This is a genomic window from Methanoculleus sp. UBA430, from assembly GCF_002506585.1.
GTDB lineage: Archaea > Halobacteriota > Methanomicrobia > Methanomicrobiales > Methanoculleaceae > Methanoculleus.
On the sequence record NZ_DAXW01000012.1, the window covers coordinates 134,431 to 151,245 of the forward strand.

Genomic DNA, 16,815 nt, shown 5'->3' on the forward strand with positions numbered 1-16,815 from the left:
ACTATATGCCGGTCGGTTTTTGCGTGCAGGGGGAGAGGAGGAGCCCGGTCTGTCCGGTCCCGCCCCTGCAGGTGCCCTGTTCCCTGTGCTTTTGCGCGTGGTGAGGGAGAGAGGGGTGACAGCTTCCGGCGGGGCGGGATATGATCGATCCGTTTCCTTCAAAATACTACTATAATCAATAATATTCTCTTAACTGTGCTGTACGTCATCGGATATTTTCCATATCTCTAAATAGTATTCCACGAGAGTTACACCTGAATGTAAATTCAGGTGATCGAAATGGATAACGGCCGGGTGAAGGGAATTCGCCCGATTAAGATCTTTTTCGCGCTGACAGTGCTTATCTGCGCAATGCTGATAGCACCGGCAGCTGCAGAGGCCCTGCCCGACAGGGTCTATGTGAACGCATCGTATGACGATGAAGCGCCCGACTATGGGGTACTGAACTTCTCAGGCATCCAGGACGCTATTGACGGCGTCACGGAGGGCGGCGAGGTCTGGGTCTACAACGGGACATACAACGAGTCGGTCGTGATCGACAGAAGCATGACCGTCACGACTGTTTCATACCTTGAATGCCCTGGCCTTGATGGGGTGACCCTCGACGCCATGGGTGCGCATACCGGTGTCGAGATCACCGCAGATCAGGTCTCTTTCTCGGGGTTTAAGGTCGAAAACGCTTCCGGGGTCGGGATCTATGCCCATGGTGTTGAAGCGGTCGAGATCATCCACAACAACGTCTCGGTCCTCGAGGAGATCTATGCGATCACCTATGGTATCCTGGTTCAGGTCGGCACGGATGTCTGCATAGACAGCAACGAGGTGCGTGCCATCGGGAGCAGCGCTCAGGCGGGCATCACGGTCGATGAGGTGACCGATGCCTGCATCCACGACAACTACGTCGTGGCGGTCTCGCAGCACCGTGAATCGACAGCAGTAGGGGTGAACCCCATTACGATTCGTGTCGCACCTGACCTTGAAGAAGAAGATGACCCAGCCTTCGCTGCTGAGGACGCCGCTCCTCCGATAGAGTCCCTCGGGGTTCTGATCATCAGGAGTGCTGATGTCGTCGTCGAGAACAACCGGGTCGTATCCGTGGGCGCCTGCACCCCGGACGAGCCGGATCTGCACCACTCGGCCGTTGAGGCCTGGGGTATCCGGTCCGGCAACTCGGAGAGCCTGAAGATCCTGGAGAATAACGTCACGGTCGTCGGAATGGCTCTCGACGCAGCCTGGACGGTCGGTATCCTCGGCAACGGCGAGAACGCACTCGTCCAGAACAACACGGTCGAGGTTATCACCGAGTCCTGGGTCGTCCTGCCGGTAGGCATCGTGATCTCCGAGGCCGAGAAGGGGCAGGTTCTCGATAACGAGGTCGAGGTAGAGGCCACCTGCATCGGCGAGCCCGACGAAGGAGAAATCAGTCCGGAGGCCGCCGGCATCATAGCCGACAATTCGCCGAAAGCCCAGGTTCTCAGGAACGACGTTCGATACACGCTCACCGTCACCGACGCAGGCCAGCTGGCCATGACGTCGACAGCGGGTATCCACATTCGCGGATGCGATGAGTCCCGGGTGAGCGAGAACATTGTCATCATCCAGACCGGGATCTTCAACCTGCCGGTCGACGGTGACGAATCCACTCAAGACGAAGAGTCCCTGACTCTGGGGGTCGGGAGGGTTAAAGGCATCGACGTTGAAGTGAGCAACGAACCCGAGATCTGCGATAACGTCGTGCATGCCTTCGGCACTGTCATGACCTACGATGAGACTGCCGGGGGCCTCAATGTGGGCGCCCTCTCCGCTCTCGTCCTGACAGGCATCCACGTCTGGAGCGCCTCCGACGACCTCCTCGTGAACCCCGTGGTCCACGAGAACGTGGTCGTGGTCAGGGCGCAGACGCAGACCTATCTGGTTCCCGAACTGGAACTCGATGAAGAAGAGGTACTAACCGCCCTTGCAGACAACAGCGCCCTGCGCGCCCGTTATGTCGGCATGATGCAGGAGAGTGAGGAGTTCTCCGTCGCAGCGTGCCTCGCGGACACCGAAGGCCTGTCGACCCTCACGGGAAGCGACCTTGAGTTCGAACCGGACATCAATGAGGCAACCCTCGCTGCCGCACTCACGGTAACAGCCGGCATCGTCCTCGAAGATGTCCTGAACCCGGAGGTCTGCTGCAATTACGTGCCGGTGTACCAGGACGTCGCCGTCATTGCGGGTGACCTGCCGGTCAATGACGTTGACGTGACGCTCCAGACTCCTTTCTCGTTAGGGCTTATCGACCAGGCCTTCTCGGATGAGCAGGTGCAGCGGGCGGTCCTGCTCGGCCTCATCAACGAGAACGGCAACGGGTGGCAGAACCTCTCCGAAGAGGAGAGAGCGGCGATCACGGAAACCGTCCTCGCCGGAGATACCGGTGTTCTTGCAGCCTACACTGAAGACGAGACGCTCACCGGGTATCAGGCACTCATGGAAGACGGGGAAGCGTTCGAGTTCCTGAACGGAACCCGGCTTGCGGCCGCGGTCCCGCTCTCGGTGAGCTGCGGCGTCTACGTCAACGACGCCGAGGGAGAGATGGTGATCCACGACAACGAGATCATGGTAGAGACCAGCGCTGCCGGCATTGCACTCGCGGAGGGCGGCGACCTCGATGTGCCCGACCCGGCGGCTGGATCCGTCGGCATTGTAGCGGCGTTCGGCTTCGCCGGAACAGGTGACTCCATCGACGTCGAAGAGAACTGTATCCATGTGATCACCGACGGCATGTTCCTGGGCCAGGCCATGGGAGGCGATAACGAGACCGCCGACGCAGTAGCAGGCACCGCAAACCTCCTCCTCGGAGTGGGAGTTCTTGCCGGTGCAGACGACGAGCGCGTCGTGAACAACAACGTTACTGTCGCACAGAGAAGCCGGGCCCAGACCCTGGCGTTCAACATGGTTAAGGACAGGACGGCCCTCAGCGTTGCCGCTACGGCGGGCGTGGGCATCGGTATCGTCCTCGATCCGTACGAGGTCCTCGATCCCGACACCTATGAGCCCGCTCCCCCCGCGCCGAACGAGTGGTTCGCAAGCGTCATCGAAGGTAACACCATTGCCGTCACGAACGATATCAACGCTCTCTCGCTCGCCGAGATGCTGCTCCCTGCACCCCTCGACGGGTCGTCGAACGCGCTCTCCGGCGCGGGAGGAGCCGCAGCGAGCTTCGGCATCGTCGCACCCGAGGCCGACGTGCTCGATAACGTCGTCAGCACGACCGCGAACCAGAGCAGCGCTGCGGAAGCACGTATCGAAGAGGCACCCTTCCTCGCCGTGCAGGCAACGGAGATCGACCTGCCCGGCGCCGGGGCCGCGAATCTGGGAGTCGCCGTCTCCAGCGGTATCCTGACCGTGCGCTCCTACATCGAGAACAACACCGTCTACACCGCGGCGAACTCCGAAGCCGTCGTTGAGGCATCAACGGAGGAACTCCTCGAGGACGCCGGCATCCTCGCCGGCGCCGTGGCGGCCGACGTCGGCATCGTGAGCCTGAGCCCCTCCTACATCGATGGGAACAGCGTGGACGGGGATGTCTCCATGACCCTCATCACCATGGTCAACGGTGACCGGGTGGACGGAGAAGGCGTCCTGTTCCTGGGCCTGGACCTCGGCATCCTCTCGCGTGGCAGCGATGCGACGTTCAACAACATCCGCAACGGCTACATCGGGCTCCCCTACTACTACGAAGAGGAGGAGTACGAGCCCTACGCCTTCTACAACTGGTGGGGCGACGCGAGCGGCCCATCGGGCTTTGGCCCCGGCACGGGAAGCCCGGTCACCGGCACCAACTACGAGCCCTGGCTGACACAGCCGGCGGACGTCGTCCTCAAGACCGGCAAGTCCTGTTTCGGGCTTGAGATCGGGTCGCCCAACATCGGCGGCGACGGCTACCGTGACGGTCTTGAGCCGGGCTGGAACACCCTCTCGTTCCCGCTGGCGCTTGAGAACAACACCTGGCAGGCGGTTACCCACGCCGGCGACGGCCTCAACTACAGCGTCGCCTGGACCTGGGACGCTGCCGGCCAGCGGTGGGTCCAGATGACTGCGACGAGCAAGATCAACCCGCTCGATGCGGTCTACATCCGGATGAACGAATACGACCGTCTCCCGGTCGCGATCAGCCCGGAGATCACGAACCCGCCGGTGAAGAGCCTCAAGGCAGGGTGGAACCTGGTCGGCCCGGCGTATGACCTCGATAATGGGCCGATAGGCGATCCCTACCTCTGGTGGGGCGAGCCCTACGGGACCCCGGTCTGGGAGGCGCTGACCTCCGCAGAAGAGACGCCGGCAGGCCTAACAGGCTACAGCATCGTCGTTTCCCCGTCCATCAACCCTGAAGCCTGGGTCTATACCTGGGAAAATTACTGGGACGACGGATACGATATGGACGCCACCTGCGGTTACTGGGTCTACATGAAGAACCCCGTCGAACTTGCCGGGTTCTCCTCGACCCCCCTCCCCATGCCCGGATGGGCATGGGACCTGTAGGGCGGGGACCCACCAACCCATTTTGAGGAACAACTATGAAGCGAACACCAGCAACCATCCTCACGCTCCTCATCGCAGTCAGCCTCCTTGCCGTCCCCGCGCTCGCCAACGGCGGTGATACGATCCCGCACGTCTTCTACGGGCAGGTCTATAACGTGGACGGCTCGAACGCCCCGGCAGGCTCGATCATCGTCGCATCTGTCGCGGGGAACGCCTCCGGAACGACCACCGTGACCACGGCCGGGCAGTATGGGGTCGGTCCCCTGGACGGGGACGCCGAGAAGTTTGCCGTCTGGAATGCCGCCATACACCCGGGCGACACCATCACGTTCTCCATCTACGGGGTCACGGCAAGAGAGTCGGCGGTCTACGAGAGCGGCGGCTTCACGAACCTGACGCTCACCGCGAGCGCGGCGCCCCCCACGCCCACGCCGACAGGCGGGGGCGGCGGAGGTCCGAGAGGTGGCGGTCCTGTCATCACGCCCATCCCTACCCCATCCGCACCGGCGGTGCCCGTCGGGCAGGCATCGCTCCCCCTCTCGGCGACCGGTGAGGTCAGCGAATCGGTGACGGTCAGGACCGGCGACAGCGTCGGTTCGCTGACCATCGGCGAGGGCACGCGTGCCCGCGACGCAGACGGAAATCCGCTCGGCGAAGTGACCATAGTCCGTGCCGACGCCGCCGGGCTGCCCCCGAATCCGCCGGGGACGGCGATCGGGCTCGCCCTCACCTGCGGGCCGGCCGGCGCCACCTTCGACCCCCCGGTCACCATCACCTATACGCTCTCCGAGGAGGAGTGGGAGAGGGTCAGTGACCCCGCCACCCTGCAGGTGATGTGGTACAATCCCGGAACCGGCGAGTGGCAGGAGGTCCCCGCAACCGTGGACCCGGCAACCCGGACGGTGACGGCACAGGTCTCGCACTTCAGCCTCTTCGCCCTGACCTGGGCCGCAGCATCCCCGGCGGAGGGGGCCACCCCGGCCATGACCGGAGCGCCGGGCGCAGAGGTCACGCAGGGTGAACCGGGCGCGGCAGCCACCGGGGACCTTCCCCTGGCCGCCATCGCCATGATCTTCGGGACCGTCGTGATCATCGCGGCAGGGTTCCTACTGCTCCGGCGCCGCTAACTCCCCGCCCTTTTTTCCCGCGTCCGGCCCTGATAACCGGAGCCACGGTCCCGGCCGCCTACAACCGGACTATATCTCCGGGAGGTCGGAAGATGCCGCTCCCGGAACCTTGATGCACCGGCAGGAGAGACCCTGAAGGGGAAACCAGGACCGCCATGATACTTCCGCCTGCCTTCTACGAACGGGATACCGTGACCGTCGCAAAGGACCTGCCGGGGTGCCTGCTCGTCCACCGCGAGGATGCGGGGACGACGATGGGCTGGATCGTCGAGGTCGAGGCCTATCTCCGGGACGACCCGGCTGCCCACTCGTTCCGGGGCGAGACGGCGAGGAACCGGGCGATGTTCGGGCCGGCGGGGCATGCCTACGTCTACCGGATCTACGGCCTGCACACCTGCGTCAACGTCGTGACCGGACCGGAGGGTGCGGGGGAGGCGGTCCTCGTCCGGGCGCTCGAACCCGTCTGCGGGATCGACCTGATGCAGGCGCGGCGGGGGACCGGGGATCCGCTCGCGCTCGCGAGCGGGCCCGGAAAACTGACGCAGGCCCTCGGCATCGCGATGGACCTCGACGGGACCTCGCTCTCCGAGGGCCCCCTCCAGGTCTGGTCGCCTGAGAGCCTCCCCGGCCGCCGGCCGGAGGGGTGGCAGGGGGAGATCGTCCGGACGACCCGGATCGGGATCACGAAGGCGGCGGACCTTCCCCTCCGGTTCTACCTCAAGGGGAGCCGCTACATCTCGCGGCGGTGACCCCCGCCGGGGCCCCGGCGCCGGACCAGGCTCCCTTCCACCGCCTGACCCTGGAGCGTTATCGTCTTCTCGGCCACCGGGATCTCCTTTCCTGCCCGCTTGAGAGCCTCATCGACGATGTAGCGCACCCCGCTGCAGCACGGGACTTCCATGTGCAGGACCGTGATCGACCGGACCGTGTGCCGCGAAAAGATATCGGCGAGTTTCGTGACGTAGCCGGGAACGTCCGCGTCCAGTTTCGGGCAGAAGATGAGCAGGATCCTGCCCTGCAGGAAGTCCCGGTGAAACTCGGGGTAGGCGAAGGGGACGCAGTCACCGGAGACGAGGAGGTCCGCGTCGTCGAAGTAGGCGGCCGCGGGGTTTGCAAGCGTCAGCTGGACCGGCCACTGCCGCAGTGCCGACTCCACCCGTGCGGCCTGCTCAGTCTCCGCGGCCTCTCCTCCGGGGAGGGTCCGTGCCATGGAGCCCGGGCATGCCGCCGGGGCGGCGGGGGTCTCGTGCGGGGGGACCGGGATCTCGTTGGCGTTCAGGTAATCGATTGCCCGGTGGTAGAGGGCCCCCTCATTGTGGCCGAGGAGGTGCTCGAGATGCGCCCTGATGACGGCCTCGCCCTGGGGGACGATCTTCTCCATCACCGCCTCCTCGCTGTACGGCCCGGCCTCCCGCTCGACGACGCAGATCGCGCCTTCCGGGCACGTCCCGATACAGGCGCCGAGCCCGTCGCAGAAGAGGTCGCTCACGAGCCTTGCTTTACCCTCGATGATCTGGAGCGCTCCTTCCGGACAGTCCGGTATGCAGAGACCACACCCGGTACACTTCTCCTCATCGATCTCGATGATCTTTCGCTTCATCCCCGTTCTCTCCGTATGATTCAGTCTCTTCGTCGCCGATGGTCAAAAGCGTTTGTGGCTAAAGATCCCGACACGAAAGCAGTTTATCCCGGAGCGGAGAGAACTGTAGAGTAATGTCCTCTTCCCCGATCCGCTACCCTGCACCCACCCTTGACGTCTGCAACGTCTACTTCGAGCGCGTCTACGACCCGACGATGCACGTCGTCTTCGTCCTCGACGGCGAGGTCGACGGTGAGACCCTCCGGGAGGCGACAATACGGCTGATCGGATCCGACCCCTACCTCCGGTCCCGCTACGCGGAGGTCGATGGGCGGCCCTTCTGGGAGGAGATCCCGGAGGAGCGATGGAAGGGGGCGTTCGTCCTTGTTCCGGCCGGCGAGGATGAGGACCGGCCTCTCACGACGCCCCCGCCGCCGCTCGACGTCCGCGCCGGGCCGCAGGTCAGGGTCAGCCTCTACCGGAGAATCGAGGGCGATACCGTGGCCGTCACCTGCCACCACGGCTTTTGCGACGCCTCCGGCGCCATCACCCTTGCGCGGCGGGTCTTTGCGGCCTACCGGGGGGTCATGGAGGACCCGGACTTTTCACCGGCCCCCACGGCCCCCGGCGACCGGGGGACGGGCCGCGTCCTTGCGCTCTATCCCGAAGAGGAGCAGAAGAGGGCGCTTGCCGAAGAGGAGCCCTTCATCGACCGGTGGCGCTTCCCGGTCGAGCGGCCCGGAAGGGGAACGCCCCGCGTTGCGCACCGGACCCTCGCGCCCGAGCGACTCGGCCGGGCGAAAGCGTTCGGCAGAGAGCACGGGGCTACGGTGAACGACGTCCTCCTGGGTGCATACTTCCTCGCCCTCCTGAAGATCCGAAGCGACCCGTCGGACCGGGGAGCACCCCGATCGGTCCTGACCTCCGCCGACCTGCGCCGGCAGCACCCCGGGATACACGGGACGGATCTCTCCACGAACCTCTCCATCGCCTACGAGGTCACGCTCCTCACCGGGGAGGAGACGCGGCTCCCGGAGTTCGTCCGCCGGATCGCGGGGATAACGGCCCGCCGGAAGGCAGGAAGTTTCGGTCTTGCGTCCATCCTCTTCTACGAACGGATCATGGCGGGCGGGTTGCCGGCGCTGCAAGCGTTCTTTGACGGGATGGTCGGGAGGTATCTGGAATCCGGCCTGAAGAACCCGGTCTTCTCCAACCTCGGGATCTTCGACCCCGGCCACTACCTCCCCGTCCCCGGAAAGAACGGCACAACGCTCGACCTCCTGGACGTCCAGTATCTCCCTTGTGTCTGCTGGCCGTACGGGTTCCTGATGACGGCCTCAACCTTCCGCGGACGCCTGACGGTCATGACGGCCTACGAGGAAGGGCCCTACGCGACGGCAACCGTAGAGCGATTCCTTGATTATATGAGCGAATTACTCCCGTAACCTTTGTTCGCGGGTCTTCACCCGCCCCCCTCCGACTCTTCGAAGAGTCTGGCGAACCGGTCCATATTCTCGACCGCCCCCTCCTTCGTGCCCGGGGCGAGCGCCGCGTCGCGGTCCTCGTTGAAAAGATCGTCGGGTTCGTCAAAGACGCGCTCGATGATACCCTGCGTAACCTGCTCTTTTTCTGCCGTTGGAACCTCATCTTGCAACCGTCCTATGACGACCGGATCACCCCCCATAAAAGATGCTCGCTATCTTGTAGAGGTCCATATCCACGGTCTTGAGGTGCGCCACCGCCTCTTCGAGCGGGACCGCGACGATATCGTCCCCCCGGAGCGCGACCATCTTCCCGAACTCCTTCTTCTGGATGAGGTCCGCAGCCGCCACCCCGAACCGGGTCGCGAGCACACGGTCGTGCGCCGTCGGAGAACCGCCCCGCTGGACGTGCCCGAGCACCGTCACCCGCACCTCCATCCCGAGCCGGCTCTCGAGTTCGTCGCGCAGGTAGTTCCCGACGCCGCCGAGCGTCACGTGGCCGAACTCATCCGTCCGGGCGGATTGTGCGATCGCTTCCTTCATCCCCTTCGGCTGAGCGCCTTCGGCGACCACGACGATGCTGAACTTCTTCCCCCGTTCGTAGCGTGCCCGGAGGTGATGGGTGACCTCGTCGAGGTCGAACGGGATCTCCGGGATGAGGATATCGTCGGCCCCGCCCGCGATCCCGGCCATGGTCGCTATCCACCCGGCATGCCGGCCCATCACCTCCACCACCATGATCCGGTGGTGCGACTCCGCCGTCGTGTGGAGACGGTCGATCGCCTCGGTGACGATAGAGACTGCGGTGTCGAACCCGAAGGTGTAGTCGGTCGCGGCGACGTCGTTGTCGATGGTCTTCGGGACCCCCACCACCGGGATACCCATCTGTGAGAGTTTGTTCGCGACGCCGAGAGTATCCTCGCCGCCGATTGCCACGATCGCGTCGATCCCGAACTTCCTGATGTTGTCGCGCAATCGCTGGACGTCCGCTTCATTCTTGAAGGGGTTCGTCCGCGACGTCCCGAGGATCGTCCCGCCTTTCGGGAGGATCCCGGTCACCGAGTAGTCGGTGAGCGGCTCGACGTTCCCGGCAACCAGCCCGAGCCACCCGTCCCGGATACCGATCGTGTCGAACCCGTGCTTTGCCCCCGTCCGCACAACCGCCCGGATCACCGCGTTCAGGCCCGGGCAGTCGCCTCCTCCCGTGAGGACGCCGACCGTCGTCATCAGCATCTGCCTCCCGTGCAGATCTCATTTGCCTCTTTGACGCTCGCACCGTCGAGGGTGATCGCCGATATGGCGTTGCAGAACCGGACCGCCTCCTCGAGCGACCGCTGGTGGATGTTCCTGCCGGTCGCGTTCCCGACCGTGCCGCCGATGTGGATCTGGTCGTGGAGCTGCTGCAGGAACTCCTGCATATCGGCGTGGGACCCGCCCGCACAGACGACACCGGTCCTGCCTGCGGCCGCCGTCGCCTCCTGGAGCAGCGTAGCATCGACCGACCCATCCTTCTTCGGCGGATTCACTTTCGCAAAATCGCTCCCGAGAGCCGCCGCGACCCCCGCCGCCCCTGCAACCAGGTGCGGGTCCCGCTCGTCCCTGACCGCCTTGCCCCGGGGATACATCCAGAAGACGGTGATGAGACCGTTTGCGTGCGCATGATTGACGATCTGGGCCGCCTGATAGAGCATCATCGGCTCGTATTCGCTTCCGAGGTAGACCGTGTAGCCGACGCCGAGGATCGAGAGGCCCGTCCGGTCCCGGAGGTCGACGGCCTGCTGGACATGGTTGAGCTCGGAACTGAGCGGGTCACGCTGCGAGGTTCCGACCAGGTTGGTCTTGGAGTTGAGTTTGACAAGGTACGGCACGTCCCGGTAATCCGCGCCGTACCGGGCGATCAGCCCGAGTTGCGTCGCAAAGACCCCGATCCTCGCCCGGCTCGCAATCCGGAAGAGGTGCTCGGGGTCGGCGTCTTCGGGATGGATGCCCTCGCCGGCAAAGTCATCGTTAAGGTGCTCGATCTTCTGGTCCCCGGCAAAGAGCATCAGCCTCCCGGTGCCGTGGGTGATCGCCTGATAATTCTTCCGGTATCTTTCCTGCTCTTTTGGGGGCACATCGAGGGGGATCCTGATATCGGGTGCAGGTGGCATACCCCTTCTTCCCAATCCCCACATACTTAAGTGTTGCTGGCAGCCCGGGAGATTCAGGTTGGGGATACGGTGCGCCGGATTGCCCGGGATGTGACGAAGTTTCTCCCCCGGAGCAAGGGCCCGGGGTAGCCCCTCCAGACGTTGCCTGCGGCAGAAGGGGTCCGGCCACTCCCCGGGTTCTGGAATGACCCAGGATCCTGCCGACCGATACAGGGTGCCCCTCCCCGCCGCCGTACGGGCAAAAGGTATTTATTGCATCCAATCCTTCACGGGTCGCCTCCCGGAAGGGAGTGCGGATATGGTGGTGAGCAAGTATGAAAGGCATGAAAGAGTCCGCCACGAGCGGGATGTCGAAAGTCGCCGGGTCCCTGCAGGAACTCGACCCACGGATCATCGAGCAGATCTCCTCCAGGATCAACTTCCCTGCATCGAAAGACAGTCTTATCTCCCAGGCAAAGGATAGCGGAGCATCTCAGGGCACCCTCGACATGCTGAACCGGTTCGAGGACAGGCAGTACAGCAGTTCGGATGATATCAAGTCCGAGATCCAGAAAATTCAGGGAAAGTAATCGTTTTTCGGCCGCATGCAGGTGCTGCGGTTGGCACCTGCCGGTCTCTGCTCCCGGTGACCGGAGCCGGGAGCCCGGCGATCAGAGGTACTCGGGGAGCGTGGGCTGCCCTTCCGGTGAAGAGTACCACGCCGCCATCTATATCTGATCCCCGGGTGCATGCCGTGGCATGCTCATCGTCGGACACCGTGGCGCGAGAGCGCTCGAGCCGGAGAACACCCTGCGTGCGCTGCGGCGAGGGATGGCGTGTGCCGATCTCGTCGAGGTCGACCTGCGCCTCACGAGGGACGGTATCCCGGTTGCCATCCACGACGCGACCGTCGACCGGACGACGGACGGGACCGGACCGGTCAAAGGTTACACTATCGAGGACCTTTCAAGGCTGGACGCGGGGAAGGGCGAGCGTATCCCGACGCTCGGAGAAGTCCTCGACCTTCTTCACGGACAGACCGGGCTTGTCGCGGAGATCAAGGAGCCCGGCACCGAGGCGATCATCGCTTCAGTGCTCATGGACCGGCTGCCGGAACGGCTCTTCCTGGTCTCATTCCATCCGAAAAGCGTTGCGATGGCGAAGCAGCTCCTCCCCGGGGCAGAGGCGGGCATCATCTGCTCGGGGGAGACCGATGACCCCGTCGGGCTCGCCCGCTCGGTCCAGGCCGAGATTATCCTCCCGCAGTGGGACCGCGTCTCGCGCGAGGTGGTGGAGCAGGCGCACAGCGCCGGGCTGCTCGTCGTCCCCTGGGTGCTGAACACAGAAGAGGAGTTCGGGGAAGCAGTCCGGCTCGGCATCGACTGGTTTGCGACCGACGACCCCTGCGCCGCACGACGGTACCTGCAGGAGCGGGGCCTGGAGCGGCCGGCTCCCACGAGATGACGGCGGGGTCAGACGAGCATCCCCGGCAGGTGCTTGAGAAGCCACGCCTTCACCTCGACACTGAGGCTCTCCGCCGCCTCATCCAGGTTGTGGCCCGCTCCTTCGTAGATGACCAGCCGTTTGGGTTCATGGGCACGCCGGTAGACCTCCTCTGAAGAGTGGAAGGAGACGACCGTGTCAGCGTCCCCGTGAAGGAGGAGGATTGCCGCACGCCCCCCGAGGCCTGCGACCGGCTCCGTCCCGGCAGTCTGCGTGGCGATCGCGACGACTGCCCTGACCGCGGGATCGCTCGCCGCCGCCTGGATCGCCACCGCCCCCCCGAGCGAGTGACCGACGAGCCCGAGTACCCGGATCCCCTGGCTCTCAAGGTAGCGCATACCGAGGATCGTATCGACGGTCGACTCCACCAGATCGGCCGGGTGCCGGTACCGGACCCGGATCGTGCTGATCCTGTCGTTTCTGAGGTCATGCGCCAGACGCGGGTAGAGATCCCGTGCAGGGGTGTCAAACCCGCCGCCGGTCCCGCCCACCAGGACGAGACCGGCGCGTGCCGCCTCCGCTGCGTAGTAGCGGCAGGTGGTCGTCCCCCGGTCGGTCTCTATCTCCACGATGTCATAGGACTCGCCGACCTGCGGCACCCGTCGCACGTTCGTGAGATGCACCTCGACCTTCGTCATATCTATTTCGACTGCCGTCGTCCCGAGCATGGGGTGAAGTAGATGCTGTGCTACTTGTCCTTTGCGGCAGGGTTCGGGGGGGTTGAATCGGACGGCAGGGCGGGCGGGCCTGCACGCCGTAAGCGACAGTACCTCCCGGACCCGTGCAGAAACTACATTATTATTAATAGCACAAATATATAGTGAAATGAATAAAATCTGGCACAAACCCTTCCAGCAGGTCGGCAACGCTCCTCCGGCAACCGGTGTGGACGGGACCGCTACAGTCCCCGGTGCCGGGGAATCGGATGCCGACCTCCTCGACGCCTACTCCCGGGCCGTCATCCGGGTCGTTGAATCCGCGGGGCCCGCGGTCGTGAGCGTGGCCGTGGAAAAGAACCTCCAGGGCCGGCGCGGCGAGCAGATCGGAGCGGGCTCGGGCGTGATCGTAGCGCCGGAAGGCTACATCATGACCAACAACCACGTGGTACAGGGGGCAGGGAGGATCGAGGTCCGGATGCCGGACGGGACCGCTCTTCCTGCACGCCTGGTCGGGGCCGATGCGGCGACCGATCTCGCCGTGCTTCGTGCCGATACCGAGAATCTCCCGTATGCGTCGTTCGGCGACTCGGAGGCGCTCTCGGTCGGCCAGCTCGCCATAGCCATCGGCAATCCGCTCGGCTTTGACTCGACTGTCTCGACGGGAGTCCTGAGCGCTCTCGGGCGGGCGTTCCGGAGCAGGGACGGTCGCCGGATCGAGAACATCATCCAGCACACCGCTCCCTTAAACCCCGGCAACTCCGGCGGCCCTCTGGTGGACTCACGCGGCCGGGTCATCGGCATCAACACGGCCATCATCCCGATGGCCCAGAGCATCTGCTTCTCGATCCCCTCGAACACCGCCACCTGGGTCCTCCCGCAGCTCGTTGCCGACGGCAGGGTGCGGCGCGGGTACCTTGGCATCGTCGGCCAGTCGCGACCGCTCCCGCGATCGCTTGTTGCGGCGCTCGAGCTTACCGGGAGGCATGCGGTCGAGGTCGTCTCGATCTCCCGGGCAAGCCCCGCCGGCCGGGCCGGGCTTCGGCCGGGCGACCTGATCATCGCGATCAACGAGATACCCATTGCGTGTATCGACGACCTGCACCGGTTCCTCGCCACCTGGCCCATAGCAGAACCGGCAACCCTGACGCTTATCCGGGGAGGGCGGGAGATCACGCTCCCGATCATCCCGGCGGAAGCGGTCGCATCTCCCGTCGCCGGGTGAGCGGCGGGGAGCCGGTCAGGGAACCCAGGCGATCCGGGGTTCCCGCCGCGCCGGTTTCGGCGGCAGGGGAGCGGGATAGCCGAAGATCAGCGGCGCCACAACCTGGTGGTCGTCAGGGACCTTCAGCGCCGCGCGGAGGCCGGGATTCTGCTCGACGAGGGTCGCGGCACCGACCCAGCAGCTGCCGATTCCGAGCGCCCAGGCGGCAAGCATCATATTCTCCGCACAGAGCGTGCAATCGAGGACGCTTGAAACGGCATCCCGGGCGCCGAGGACCAGGACCAGCACCGGAGCGTTGTAGAAGATGCTGAACTCCGGATTCTCGAGCGCCGCGAGGAACTCTTCCATCCCGGGACGGGGCTCCGCTCCGATCTTCTCCAGGAGAAGCGGCTTGCAGTAGTCGGATGCCCGCTGCATCAGGTCCCGGTCTCTCACGACCACGAACTGCCAGGGTTGAAATCCGAGAGCGGTCGGTGCCTGGATGCCTGCGGCAATGATCGCCCTGAGGGCCTCATCCGGGACCTCCCGGTCAGTGTAGTTCCTGACGCTCCGGCGTTCCCGGATCACGGAGAAGATCCCGATTGTCTCTGGTTCCGTCATCATACCATCCCCTAAAGATCGCCGGTGATATGTATGTTGGGGAGAAATCGCCGGGGGGGAGGGCCTCGACCTCCTCTCGTCCCGCCTCCGGAGCGCCGGAGCAGGATCCGTCCCTGCAGGATATCGCGCATGCCGCCTAAATTCGCCGCGGGAGCGAAGAAATGGTATATTCTGCCCGGGAACCGGATCGATATGTATTTTATCCCCCTGGAGCACAACCACTACAGCTATCGCATTCCTGTGCCAGAGGAGAATGAAAGATTCATGTAGTGACCGGGCGCCCCGTGACCTGCCGGTGCCCGACGACGGACTTCTCATGGTAAACAACGACCGGAAGGTTCTCTGGTACAACCCGGCTTTCGCGCGGATGCTTGCCGTCCGGCAGGAAGGGATCATCGGGATGGACGCGGGCTCTCTCTTTGATACGCACCTTCTCCCTACCATCGAGGATCAGGACTCGGCACGCATGGTCCGGCAGGCTCTCGAGCACGGCGCGGACCCGCCCACCCTTCTCTGTCGTGCCTGGAGACCCGACGGCACCCTGCGCTGGCTCTCGATATCTCACGTGGCGATCACGGTCTTTGTCGGTCATCGGCTCATCAGGATCCGGGATGCCACAACGGACCTGAATGCGCACCACTTCAAAGCCGCGCTCGAAGCGTCGCCGGTGGTCGTCTTTGCGCAGGACGAGGACCTCCGCTACACCTGGTCGTACAACCAGGAACTGGGACCAGCCGATGCGTTCATCGTCGGTATGCGGGAGGACGAGGCCTTTCCCGAGAACGCCGCGACCCTTACTGCGCTCAAACGCCGGGTCCTTGATACGGGAGAGACCGTGCGGGCAGCGGTGACCATCACCGTTGCAGACGACACTCGCGTCCGGGACCTGACGTTAAAACCCCTTCGAGATGCAGAGGGGAAGGTTGTCGGCATTACCGGCACAGCCTTTGACGTGACCGAAAGGGACCGGGCGGAGGAGGCGCTCCGGAAGAAGACGGACGAGTTGAAGAAACGGATGAACGAACTCCAGTGCCTCTACACCGTCACGCACCTCGTCGAGGTGCCTGGGATAACACTTGACAGGCTCCTGCAGGCGGTTGCCGATACCCTCCCCTCGGGCTGGCAGCATTCGGACGACACCGCGGTGAGGATCCGGATCGATGACCGGGAGTACCGCCGGGGCAGCATGGAAGAGACGCCCTGGAAGCAGGTGGGCCCGATCGTCGTTCATGGCGAAAGGGTCGGCGAGATTGAGGTCCGGTACCTCTGCCAAAAACCGGAAGCGGCTGAAGGGCCGTTCCTGCCGGAAGAGCAGATGCTGCTTGACGCCGTCGCGGAGCGGCTTGGTCGGATCATCGAACGGTTGCAGACGGAGGCGGCGCTCCAGAAGAGCGAGGAGAAGTTCCGGGGGATCGCCCAGCGGAGTTTTGACCTCCTCGTGACGTCCTACCTATCAGGCGGGTTAAATTACGTTTCGCCGGCGACGGAGCGGATACTCGGCTACTCCCCTGATGAGATGGCTGGGACAGCCTGGGAGGATTATATCCTCCCTTCAAGCCTTCCGGTATGGGAGGAGGGGCGCCGGAAGGTGCTCCGGGGCGAACAGGTCGAAGAGATCCAGGTCGAGGGCAGGAGGGAGGACGGGGAGACTGTCATACTGGAGTTAAACGTCTCGCCAATCATCGAGAAGAAGGTCGTGGGGTTCCAGGCCGTCGGCAGGGACATATCCGACCGGATCCTGTACGAGCGGCTCCGGGAGCAGGCTCTCGATATGACCGAGCGCAATATCGCGCAGTTCGCCGTCCTTGCCGACCATGTCCGCCACCCGCTCCAGGTGGTCATGGGGGTTGCGGACCTGCTCGACGACGATGCGGCCGCTGAGAAACTCCGCGAGCAGGTTCGGCGGATCAACGCTCAGATCAGCGAGCTTGACCGCGAGTGGGTGGAGTCCCGGAAGATCCGGGAGTTCCTGAAGCGCTACGAACTCTAAG

The 16,815-nt window shown here is 64.3% G+C and carries 14 protein-coding genes; 8 read left to right on the forward strand and 6 right to left on the reverse strand.

The genetic code is table 11. The features are described from left to right. The first annotated feature begins 279 nt into the window (after positions 1–279). The 3 genes from BRA49_RS10135 to BRA49_RS10145 all read left to right on the forward strand — a co-directional run bounded on the left by BRA49_RS10135 (position 280) and on the right by BRA49_RS10145 (position 6,400). On the forward strand, positions 280–4,524 hold the full coding sequence (locus BRA49_RS10135) for a right-handed parallel beta-helix repeat-containing protein (RefSeq protein WP_292385752.1): 4,245 nt from the start codon (positions 280–282) through the stop codon (positions 4,522–4,524). 35 nt (positions 4,525–4,559) lie between these two features. Next, positions 4,560–5,651 carry a hypothetical protein gene (locus BRA49_RS10140; protein WP_292385754.1) on the forward strand — a complete coding sequence of 364 codons (1,092 nt, stop codon included), beginning with the start codon at positions 4,560–4,562 and terminating at the stop codon, positions 5,649–5,651. A 155-nt stretch (positions 5,652–5,806) separates the two neighbouring features. Then, on the forward strand, positions 5,807–6,400 hold the full coding sequence (locus BRA49_RS10145; RefSeq protein WP_292385756.1) for a DNA-3-methyladenine glycosylase: 594 nt from the start codon (positions 5,807–5,809) through the stop codon (positions 6,398–6,400). Here BRA49_RS10145 and BRA49_RS10150 read toward each other — a convergent pair. After that, on the reverse strand, positions 6,382–7,251 hold the full coding sequence (locus BRA49_RS10150; RefSeq protein WP_292385758.1) for an ATP-binding protein: 870 nt from the start codon (positions 7,249–7,251) through the stop codon (positions 6,382–6,384). The two genes, BRA49_RS10145 and BRA49_RS10150, sit on opposite strands and share 19 nt — an antisense overlap. Before the next feature lie 113 nt (positions 7,252–7,364). On the opposite strand from BRA49_RS10150, the gene BRA49_RS10155 reads away from it, so the two are divergent. Next, positions 7,365–8,675 (forward strand): condensation protein, encoded by a 1,311-nt coding sequence (locus tag BRA49_RS10155; protein WP_292385760.1) that lies wholly within the window; start codon positions 7,365–7,367, stop codon positions 8,673–8,675. Between the two features lie 17 nt (positions 8,676–8,692). Here BRA49_RS10155 and BRA49_RS10160 read toward each other — a convergent pair whose 3' ends face one another. The 3 genes from BRA49_RS10160 to BRA49_RS10170 are packed head-to-tail and all read right to left on the reverse strand — an operon-like array spanning position 8,693 to position 10,861. Further along, positions 8,693–8,914: a hypothetical protein gene (locus BRA49_RS10160; RefSeq protein WP_292385761.1), complete on the reverse strand. Its 222-nt coding sequence runs from the start codon at positions 8,912–8,914 to the stop codon at positions 8,693–8,695. After that, positions 8,904–9,938 carry a 6-phosphofructokinase gene (locus tag BRA49_RS10165; RefSeq protein WP_394339120.1) on the reverse strand — a complete coding sequence of 345 codons (1,035 nt, stop codon included), beginning with the start codon at positions 9,936–9,938 and terminating at the stop codon, positions 8,904–8,906. The genes BRA49_RS10160 and BRA49_RS10165 overlap by 11 nt, the downstream gene beginning before the upstream one ends. After that, the gene (locus BRA49_RS10170; RefSeq protein WP_292385763.1) at positions 9,938–10,861 is read right to left on the reverse strand and encodes an aldolase; all 924 of its coding nucleotides are present in this window, start codon (positions 10,859–10,861) and stop codon (positions 9,938–9,940) included. Before BRA49_RS10170 ends, BRA49_RS10165 begins: the two co-directional genes overlap by 1 nt. A gap of 314 nt (positions 10,862–11,175) precedes the next feature. Between BRA49_RS10170 and BRA49_RS10175 the strand changes: the two genes are divergently transcribed. Both BRA49_RS10175 and BRA49_RS10180 read left to right on the forward strand, forming a co-directional pair. Next, the gene (locus BRA49_RS10175) at positions 11,176–11,430 is read left to right on the forward strand and encodes a DUF2795 domain-containing protein (RefSeq protein WP_292385764.1); all 255 of its coding nucleotides are present in this window, start codon (positions 11,176–11,178) and stop codon (positions 11,428–11,430) included. A gap of 169 nt (positions 11,431–11,599) precedes the next feature. Next, a complete protein-coding gene (locus tag BRA49_RS10180) occupies positions 11,600–12,304 on the forward strand; it encodes a glycerophosphodiester phosphodiesterase (RefSeq protein WP_292385765.1) in 705 nt (234 codons plus the stop codon). Between the two features lie 8 nt (positions 12,305–12,312). Here the strand turns inward: BRA49_RS10180 and BRA49_RS10185 are convergent, their stop codons facing one another. Continuing rightward, entirely contained in the window at positions 12,313–12,981 is a 669-nt protein-coding gene (locus BRA49_RS10185) for an alpha/beta hydrolase (RefSeq protein WP_292385767.1), read from the reverse strand. A gap of 187 nt (positions 12,982–13,168) precedes the next feature. Here BRA49_RS10185 and BRA49_RS10190 point away from each other — a divergent pair, with 187 nt between their 5' ends. Continuing rightward, complete coding sequence (locus BRA49_RS10190) at positions 13,169–14,224, forward strand: S1C family serine protease (protein ID WP_292385769.1); 1,056 nt, start codon at positions 13,169–13,171, stop codon at positions 14,222–14,224. A gap of 15 nt (positions 14,225–14,239) precedes the next feature. On the opposite strand, the gene BRA49_RS10195 is transcribed toward BRA49_RS10190, so the two are convergent. Then, entirely contained in the window at positions 14,240–14,827 is a 588-nt protein-coding gene (locus tag BRA49_RS10195; RefSeq protein WP_292385770.1) for a nitroreductase family protein, read from the reverse strand. A 250-nt stretch (positions 14,828–15,077) separates the two neighbouring features. On the opposite strand from BRA49_RS10195, the gene BRA49_RS10200 reads away from it, so the two are divergent. Further along, positions 15,078–16,814, forward strand: a complete 1,737-nt coding sequence (locus BRA49_RS10200; RefSeq protein ID WP_292385772.1) for a PAS domain-containing protein — start codon at positions 15,078–15,080, stop codon at positions 16,812–16,814. Position 16,815: the final 1 nt, after the last annotated feature.